General features: G+C 35.7%; 1 protein-coding gene. It reads right to left on the bottom strand.

What is annotated here, in order from left to right; translation table 11 throughout:
• Positions 1-175: 175 nt before the first annotated feature.
• Positions 176-1,405 (bottom strand): IS4 family transposase, encoded by a 1,230-nt coding sequence (locus B371_RS0100440; RefSeq protein ID WP_019412392.1) that lies wholly within the window; start codon positions 1,403-1,405, stop codon positions 176-178.
• Positions 1,406-1,553 lie beyond the last annotated feature (148 nt).

Raw genomic sequence — 1,553 nt, 5'->3', positions numbered from 1 at the left:
CTAGCGTTGCATAAAAAAATTTTCAACTTGTCAACTTGGAGAATTAAACATGTTATGTAAATATAATAAAATTAAGTAATAATTTACCATCATGTTAGTTCGTGTTGGATAAAAAAAGACAACCGGTTTTAATCGAGTAGTCCTTCATCCATTTTTTTACACTTGTGTAATGAAATTAAAAAATTGGGTCATAAGTTAAATCATCTAAATGTGATGTCTCTCGCGACTCGTATTGCGCCAAGGTTTCCATAAATATATGTTCATGATCCAGTCGCCTTCGCCCTTTTGAGGAGCGTTTTGGTTTCTCGAAGAGTTTTTTTAGTAACTCTGGAAGACTTTTTGTCCAGAAATCACCGATCCAATTGAACATTTCCCACAAGGTGCCTTGAAAACCTACTTTGCTTTTCATTAAAAGTGTTAAACAAAACGTGATCATCGCGATATAAATTTGATTAAACACCGCATTCGCACTCTTTCCGTAACATTTTTTTAGAACTAAATGTTGTTTACACCATTTGAAAAACAGTTCAATTTGCCAACGAGACCGGTAAAGATCACTTATTTCTTTCGCGCTTCTTTTCGCATCATTGCACACAATCGAAATTTTATTGCCTTCACTGTCTAGTGTTTCAACTAAATAAAGCGGATGTCTCATCTTACCGATTTTTACGATCGCATAACGAATAATATCCGAATCAGTATCTACAGGTAGTTCCTCAATTACGTGCACAATGGTGTTCGATTTGATCCGAGTGACAAAACGAATCCCATCTGCACAGTAAGAGTCAAACTTGTCAAAATCGAAATAACCACGATCGAACACATGGAGCGCATCTTTATCCAGTACAATCAACGCATCTAACTGTGTCGAGTCGGCTGGCCTGGCCGGCGTAATGATTACTTCGTTCGGATAGGATATCCCGTCTGAGAAAATAATGGATGTATGTATTTTCACGCCAGCTTTTGTCTCGCGGAAATCAGCCCAACGATATTGACTTAGACACATTGAAATCGTTGACGAATCGATTAAATGAATTTTCCCAAGCGCCTTATCGGCCTTATGGGGACCGATTTCTTGATGCAACTTTTGGATTAGATGATGCATGATTTCTTGGAAAATATCGGGCGGTATGTCACGAAGTTTCCGACTGAGTTGCGATTTACTGATACTCTCTATTCCAACCGCTTTTTGGACAGTTTTCTTACGTTTTACTTTTTCACTAATACGTCCAAGACTTGATAAGTTTTTTAATTGTGCGTAGATGAAAAGTTTAACAAACGTAAGCGAATCAAATTTTTTAACGTACTTATCGACTTGTGCTTGGTCAATCTTTTTTTGTATGGCTTTCATATTAAGTGGATGAATGTATTCTTTAAATACATTTTTTATGGTATTATTGTCCATGTATTCTCCTTATAGTTAGGGATTTGGACAAGAACTACCCTCATCCCTAATTATAAGGGTTTTTTTATATAATTGATAGTTATTATTGCCATAAAAGGAATAAAATACATGGCCTATTTTATTTGACATTTGGATTTTATTTTAATGC

The sequence above is a fragment of the Paenisporosarcina sp. TG20 genome, assembly GCF_000286315.1.
Lineage (GTDB): Bacteria > Bacillota > Bacilli > Bacillales_A > Planococcaceae > Paenisporosarcina.
The sequence above is the reverse complement of the archived record's forward strand: the minus strand, read 5'-3'. Positions and strand labels throughout refer to the sequence as shown.

Coding starts and splice junctions, on each gene's coding strand:
- B371_RS0100440 (WP_019412392.1), bottom strand. CDS start 1,405: ATGGACAATAATACCATAAAAAATGTATTTAAAGAATACATTCATCCA.